General features: G+C 56.7%; 7 protein-coding genes. All 7 read right to left on the reverse strand.

All coding sequences use genetic code 11. From position 1 onward, the window contains the following. The coding region (locus tag BUC08_RS24510) for a biotin carboxylase N-terminal domain-containing protein (RefSeq protein ID WP_234973795.1) at nucleotides 1–123 on the reverse strand (123 nt) is incomplete at its 3' end. Nucleotides 124–188: 65 nt separating this feature from the next. Next, nucleotides 189–1,379 (reverse strand): ABC transporter substrate-binding protein, encoded by a 1,191-nt coding sequence (locus BUC08_RS23950; protein WP_037932036.1) that lies wholly within the window; start codon nucleotides 1,377–1,379, stop codon nucleotides 189–191. Nucleotides 1,380–1,423: 44 nt separating this feature from the next. Next, the gene (locus BUC08_RS23955; protein WP_037932033.1) at nucleotides 1,424–2,461 is read right to left on the reverse strand and encodes a branched-chain amino acid ABC transporter permease; all 1,038 of its coding nucleotides are present in this window, start codon (nucleotides 2,459–2,461) and stop codon (nucleotides 1,424–1,426) included. Between the two features lie 3 nt (nucleotides 2,462–2,464). After that, entirely contained in the window at nucleotides 2,465–3,337 is an 873-nt protein-coding gene (locus BUC08_RS23960) for a branched-chain amino acid ABC transporter permease (RefSeq protein WP_037932030.1), read from the reverse strand. A 10-nt stretch (nucleotides 3,338–3,347) separates the two neighbouring features. Beyond that, complete coding sequence (locus tag BUC08_RS23965; protein ID WP_037932027.1) at nucleotides 3,348–5,195, reverse strand: AMP-dependent synthetase/ligase; 1,848 nt, start codon at nucleotides 5,193–5,195, stop codon at nucleotides 3,348–3,350. Continuing rightward, nucleotides 5,192–5,983 carry an ABC transporter ATP-binding protein gene (locus BUC08_RS23970; protein ID WP_037932024.1) on the reverse strand — a complete coding sequence of 264 codons (792 nt, stop codon included), beginning with the start codon at nucleotides 5,981–5,983 and terminating at the stop codon, nucleotides 5,192–5,194. The genes BUC08_RS23965 and BUC08_RS23970 overlap by 4 nt, the downstream gene beginning before the upstream one ends. Continuing rightward, the gene (locus tag BUC08_RS23975) at nucleotides 5,980–6,771 is read right to left on the reverse strand and encodes an ABC transporter ATP-binding protein (RefSeq protein ID WP_037932021.1); all 792 of its coding nucleotides are present in this window, start codon (nucleotides 6,769–6,771) and stop codon (nucleotides 5,980–5,982) included. The genes BUC08_RS23970 and BUC08_RS23975 overlap by 4 nt, the downstream gene beginning before the upstream one ends. Nucleotides 6,772–6,893 lie beyond the last annotated feature (122 nt).

Raw genomic sequence — 6,893 nt, forward strand, 5'->3', positions numbered from 1 at the left:
CTCGGAGCTGTGCCGCAGGACGGCGGTCTTGATGCCCTTGACACGGGCGGTGCGCAGAACCCGCGCCGCGATCTCGCCCCGGTTCGCCACCAGCAATTTGGAAATAGTCATATCCGGCGTCATCCTCTTTCGTTACCGTCCTCCCCCGCAGGCTGGCGGGGGAGGTTATTGCATGCGGAATCAGCGGATTATTCGACTTCCATCCGCTCGGATACGATCGAGAACGTCTTATCCTCGGCATTGGATTGCAGGACCATTACCGCGGTCGGCGCGTGACGCACGCCGTCGCCATAGGTCACCGGACCGAACAGACCGTCCGTTTCGAAGCCGTCCAGACCTTCCATTTTCTTGACCACGCAGGCCCGCGTCAGATCCTTGCCACATTCCGTCATGGCATGTTCGAAGATCATCGCCCCGGCATATCCTGCCAGTGCATAGCGGTTCAGCGAATCCATTTCGCTCTCGCTGAGATACTTGTTGGCCAGGTCCATGAACCGTGCCACGCCAGGCACTTCCAAAGAGTTCAGTGCCGGAACGTAGTCTGCGGCGTAGTATCCGTCACCCGCACTGCCCGCCAAAGCCTGCACCGGAGTCAGGTGGGCGGAATGCGCGCCGAGAAACGTGATATCCATCCGGTTCTTGGCGGCTTCCTTCAGCAGGGTGGAATGTTCCGCCACGACACCGCCCGACACCAGCACGGTGACGCCGGCGGCCCTGGCCTTCAGCATTTCGGCGGAAAAGTCCTTTTGGCCACGCTTGAATTCCAGTTCCAGTACGTTGTCGAGACCGTATTTCTCGACCCCTGCGAGGTACCCGCAGCGAACGTCATCGCCGAATTCATCGTCCTGAAATGCAATCGCGTATTTCTCGTCCTTCAGGCCAAGCTCTTCGACGAGATACGTCATTCCCGCTGCGATTTCCTGACAATAGGTCGGACCGACAACGAACAGCGTTTCGAGAGGCGGATTGAAATGGTGCGAATTCACGGCCATGTTGTTCAGAGCCGGGATTCCGAGTTCGTCGATCAGGGGCATCATCGCCGCCAGTTGCGAACTACCGGAGGTACCGATCAGAGCGAATATGTCATCGACCTCGACCATTTTCTTCAAGGACTGAAGAGAACGTGCGGGGACATATCCATCATCCTCGAACACGATCTCAACCTTGCGACCGTTGATTCCGCCCCGGGCGTTCACATCCTCCTGCCAGACTTTCAGCGCCAGCGAATGGGCCTTGCCCAGAAGGCTTGGCGGCCCGGTCAGCGGATCGACAGCACCCAGGACGATCTTGTCCTCTGTTACACCGGGTGCCGCCATGGCACCAACCCCACCCATCGTCAGAAGGGTAGCCGTCAGCGTCCCTTTTAGAAACCAGTTCATTATTTCTTCTCCCCTTTGTTGTGTTTACGTGCCGAGCGTTTGGTTCAGTATCTGAACGGCCAGTTGACCCAGCGGTTCTTGTATTCGCGGTAGATCCCCATCAGCCCTTCCGGTTCAAACCGCAGGAACAGGACGATCGTCAGCCCGTAGATGAAACCTTTCAATTCGAGCACTGAAACCGACCCCAGTGTACCCCCCATCGACCCGATGACATAGTTCAGGACTTCGGCCAGCCCCAACACGAACACGACGCCGATCACCGCCCCGGCGGTAGAACCGAGCCCTCCGACGATGATCATGGAGACGGCTTCGATGGAAATCACCAGGCTGAAGCTGTCCACATTCACAAACCGGATGTGGTAGGCCATCAATGCACCCGCCACGCCGACGTAGAACGAGCTGACCACAAAGGCATAGAGCTTGTACCGCGCCACAGGTACACCCATCACACGCGCCGCGATGTCCTGCTCGCGGATCGCCAGAAACGCACGGCCTATTCGGCTGCGTTTGATGTTTGCAGAGCCGAGGATCGCCAGCGTCAGGATTGCCAGGATGAGATAGTAGAAGGATTTGTCTGTCGCCAGTTCCACCCCGAAGATCGCGGGTTTCGGCGTTGATATTCCCGACGAGCCATGCGTGATGCTTTCGGCACTCAGGATGATATGCGTGATAATGATGGTAAAGGCCATCGTGGTGATCGCCAGATACAGACCCTTCAGGCGCAACGACGGTATCCCGACTATCAAACCGAAGGCGGCTGCCATCAGTCCGCTGGCGGGCAGACAGAGCCACAGTGGCATACCGTAGTCGGCCGACAGGACCGCCGCCGTATAGCCACCGACCGCCAGAAATCCGGCCTGGCCGAATGAAATCAGACCCGTCGTTCCGGTCAGGAGATTGAGACCGATGACCCCCACCGCCGCAATCATCATTCCGTTGACCAGGGATGTGAGGTGATTGGTCAGCAATAACGGAGCGACGAGCGCCGCGAGCACGAGTGCGACTGTCCAATAGGTCTGCGTCGGATTGCGGTAAAGCGATATCAGCTCGCTATAGCTTTCCTCGAATACACCGGTGCGCATGGATTAGACCCTTTCGATCTCGGGCGTTCCGAACAACCCGTAGGGGCGGATCATGAGAACCACCAGAATGACGAGGAACCCGGAGATTTCCTTGAGTCCTTGTCCGATGTAACCTTCGGACAGGTTTTCAAGGACACCGATGAGAATACCGGATATCGCGGCACCAAAGACGGAATCCAGTCCGCCGAGAATAACGGCCGGAAATGCGCGCAGGCCTTGCGTCCACAGGTCAGGGCCAAGGCCATAGATCGTCCCCAGCAGAACGCCCGAAATCCCGGCGATGACCGCGGCAATCGCCCAGGCGATTGCGTAGACATGCGTCACGTTTATTCCCATCAGCAATGCAGTGGTCTCGCGCGCGGCAGTGGCCCGCATTGCGACGCCCATGCGCGAAAACCGGAGAAATACCCACATTCCGAGCACACAGAAGGCGAGCAAACCGATGGCGTAAAGTTGGGATGTATAGAGGAACACCAGGCCGAATTCGACGCCGCTGTCGCCGATGTCAGTCGGCAGGAGCAGTGGATCGGCTCCCCAGATCAGAACCACCACCGCACGGATCATCACCGCAAGACCGATGGTCACCATTACGGTCGAAAACACGTCCTGGCCCAGCATCGGACGGATAAACACCCGCTCGATCACCAGTCCAACGATGGCGGAAATAAAGACGCAGACCAGCAAAAGGCCCCAGAACGGAAGCGTCCATGAGCTGGCGATGGAAAACGCCATATAGGATATCAGCATCATGATCTCGCCATGGGCGAAATTGACGACACTTGTAGCCTTGAATATCAGGGCATAGCCCATTCCGATAAGACCATAGATCACGCCGATGGCGATCCCCGAAACGGTCAGCAATATGAAATAGTCCACGTTTTTCCCCTTAGCCGTAGATTTCCGCCATTTCGGTTTCGAACTTTTTCTCGATGACATTGCGCCGCACTTTCTGGGTTGCGGTCATTTCGCCATCGTCGTGGTCAAGCTGCTTTTTCAAAAGGACGAATTTCCGGATGTTCTCGACACGGGCAAACGCGTCATTCACCCGCGCCACTTCCTTGGAAACAAGGTCTATGACGGGTTCCAGACTGGAAAGGTGGCTGAATGTGGTATAGGCCATCCCCTGAGCCTGAGCCCATTTTCCCACTGTATCGTAGTCGATCTGCAGCAGCGCCCCGAGAAAGTTCCGCCCCTCGCCGACGACGATCGCCTCGGCGATGTAGATCGAATCTTTCAGGGCGTTCTCGATTTCAGACGGTGTAATATTCTTGCCGCCCGACGTGATGATGATCGACTTCTTTCGATCGACGATGGCAATTTCACCGTTATCGAGTTGTTCGACCACATCACCCGTCTGCAACCAGCCATCGACGACGGTTTCTTCTGTAGCTTTCTGATTGTCGAGATAGCCGAGAAAAACACTGGGATGCTTGATCTCGAGTTCGCCATCGTCGGCAATTCTGTATTGCAAACCCGGAGCGGCGACGCCCGAAGCCCCGACGATGGCTTTGTCAGCATTCTGAAAGAACGCCAGACCTGCCGACTCAGTCATGCCATAAACCTGATAGAGCGGCACGCCGATCACCCGGAAGAACCGGACAACCTCGGGTGAAATGGATGCGCCTCCCACAAAACCGCAATGGACCTTGTCAATTCCCATGAACCTTTTCAGTGGATTGAAGACAAGGATCTTTGCTGCAAAGTGTTTGACCCGTTCGACCGGGGTCAACCGCCCGCCCGCTTCGATCTTGCGGAAATGCGTCTGGCCGAGATCGAGGCCCCAATTATAGATTCGTCTGGCAAGGGGCCGCGCGTCCTGAATTCTGATCGATGCGCTGTATTGCAGTTTTTCCCAGATTCGCGGTACGCCCAGAAAGACCTTCGGTGCAATTTCCCGAAGATTGACCTGAACGGTATCGATGGATTCCGCGAAATTCACCTGACCGCCGATCATCAGGCTCAGGATCGTCGAGAATATCCGTTCCGCAACATGGCAAAGCGGCAGATAACAAACGACCGAATACCGGTCGCGCGTCAGGTTGAACTGGGAAATCAGCGGGAAAGATGCCACGAGCAGGTTCCGATGCGAAAGCAAGGCACCCTTCGGCGGTCCGGTTGTGCCCGATGTATAGACCACGACCGCAGGATCGTCGGGCTTGGTTTCCCTGATGCATTCACCAAAGAAATCCACATCCTCAGGATGGCTCGATACATGGTCCCGCCCGGCCTGGACCACCTCTTCGAACGATCTCAGGCGCGTTCGATCATAGGCGCGCATTCCCTTCATATCGACGCATACGATCAACTTGAGATCCGGAAAGGCCCCGTTGTTCGCTTCGGCATCCAGAACCTTGTCGACCTGTTCCTGATCCCCGCAGACGACGACGCTGCTTTTGGAATGGCGAAGGATATAGTCAAGTTCCGGCCAGGGGTTGGTCGGATAGACGCCGACAGTCATTCCCCCCAGTGCTTGCGCTGCGATGTCGGAATACAGCCATTCCGGAGTGTCCTCGCTGGCAATTGCCAGACGATCGCCGCGCCCGAATCCCGAAGCATGAAGACCAAGGGCAAAAAATCGGACACGTTCAAAATAGCCGGCCCAGGTGACCCGGTTCCAGATCCCCAGATCCTTTTCCCGAATGGCAAGTTCATCGGGTATGTTTTCGGCCCAGTGCATCAATAGCTGCGGTAGCGTGTGATCGCCGGCCTTCAGGCGCGCATCAAGATCGTTCAATGAACCGCCTCCGTATCTTCCTGTAGCTTATGTCCGAGGTAAGCCTCGATTACGTGTGGATCCGCCCGTATTTCATCGGGCGTGCCATAGGCAATTCGCTCGCCGAAATTCATAACGGCGATATGGTCGGAGATATCTGTAACGATTCCCATATCGTGCTCGATCATCATGACTGTGATCTCCAGTTCCTCTTTCAGGTCGAGAATGAAGCGGGCAATGTCTTCCGTTTCTTCGGCATTCATCCCGGAAACCATCTCATCGAGAAGCAGCAACTTTGGTTCGGTTGCCAGGGCCCGCCCCAGTTCGACCCGTTTCTGCAATCCGTAGGCCAGTGCACCGACGGGCACGTCCCGAACGTGCTGAATTTCGAGAAAATCGATGATCTCTTCGACCCTTTTGCGGTGTGCCCGCTCGGCGGCGCGCGTGGTCGGACCGAAGAGCAACCCGCCCAGCACGCTGGTCTTCATATGACTGTGGCGCCCCACCAGCAGGTTGTCGACAACGCTGGCATGTTTGAACACGGCCAGGTTCTGGAAGGTACGCCCCATTCCGAGCGGGGCGATCCGGTGCGGAGCGGTCCGGGTGATATCGTTGCCATCGAGCGTGATCGTTCCGGAGGTCACTGGAAGAACCCGGCTGATCAGGTTGAACATCGTCGTCTTACCGGCACCGTTCGGACCGATCAGACTGAAGATTTCGCCCTTGAGAACCGGAAATCCGACACCGTTGACAGCCGTGACACCGCCGAATTTCTTGACCAGATTATCGACCTGCAACAGTACGGTCATGACAGCCACCTCTTGCGTCTCTTGTAATGCTTCACATCGCGCATGTTGCGGCGGTGGCCCGATTCCGAGAAGCCGAGGTAGAACTCCTTGACGTCCTCGTTATCCATCAGCTTGTCCGGCGGCCCGTCCATCACTACCCTGCCGTTTTCAATGATATAAGCGTAGCTTGCGATCGACAGCGCCAGCTCGGCGTTCTGCTCGACCAGCAGGACGGAGACGTTGTTCTGTTTCGACAGGTCGCTCACGGCAGCAAAGATCTCTGCGATGATCTGCGGCGCGAGCCCAAGGCTGGGTTCGTCCAGCATCAGCAAACGCGGGCTGGACATAAGCGCGCGGCCGATCGCGACCATCTGCTGTTCGCCGCCCGACAGATAACCCGCGATGGTGCTGCGTTTCTCTTTCACGCGAGGAAAAATATCGAACACGTTTTCCAACGCTTCCGTCGCCCCGGAACGGCTTCGGGTGATGCCGCCCATCATCAGGTTTTCCTCGACGGTCAGGGGCTCGAACAATTGCCGTCCTTCGGGAACCATCACGACGCCGCTGCGCACGATTTCGTCAGGTTTGCGGCCAATCAGGCTTTCGCCGTTGAGCGTAATCGTACCGCCGATGATATCGCCATCCTCGGGATAGAGCACGCCGGATATTCCCTTCAGAATCGTCGATTTTCCGGCCCCGTTCGATCCCAGTAGCGTAACGATTTGACCCTCGTCGACCGATAGGGATGCATCGCGTACCGCCTCGATTACGTTGTCATAGACAATCTGGACGTTGTTCACATTCAACATCAGGCGGCACTTTCTTTTGTCATAGCCAACCCGTCATTTTCGGCGAGTTTTGCCGGTACGGGGATTTCGATGTCGAGGAGCATTTGTGCGAAGCCCTTGCCCTGGGGGTCGATGCGGACCGA

The organism is Pseudosulfitobacter pseudonitzschiae, assembly GCF_900129395.1.
Lineage (GTDB): Bacteria > Pseudomonadota > Alphaproteobacteria > Rhodobacterales > Rhodobacteraceae > Pseudosulfitobacter > Pseudosulfitobacter pseudonitzschiae.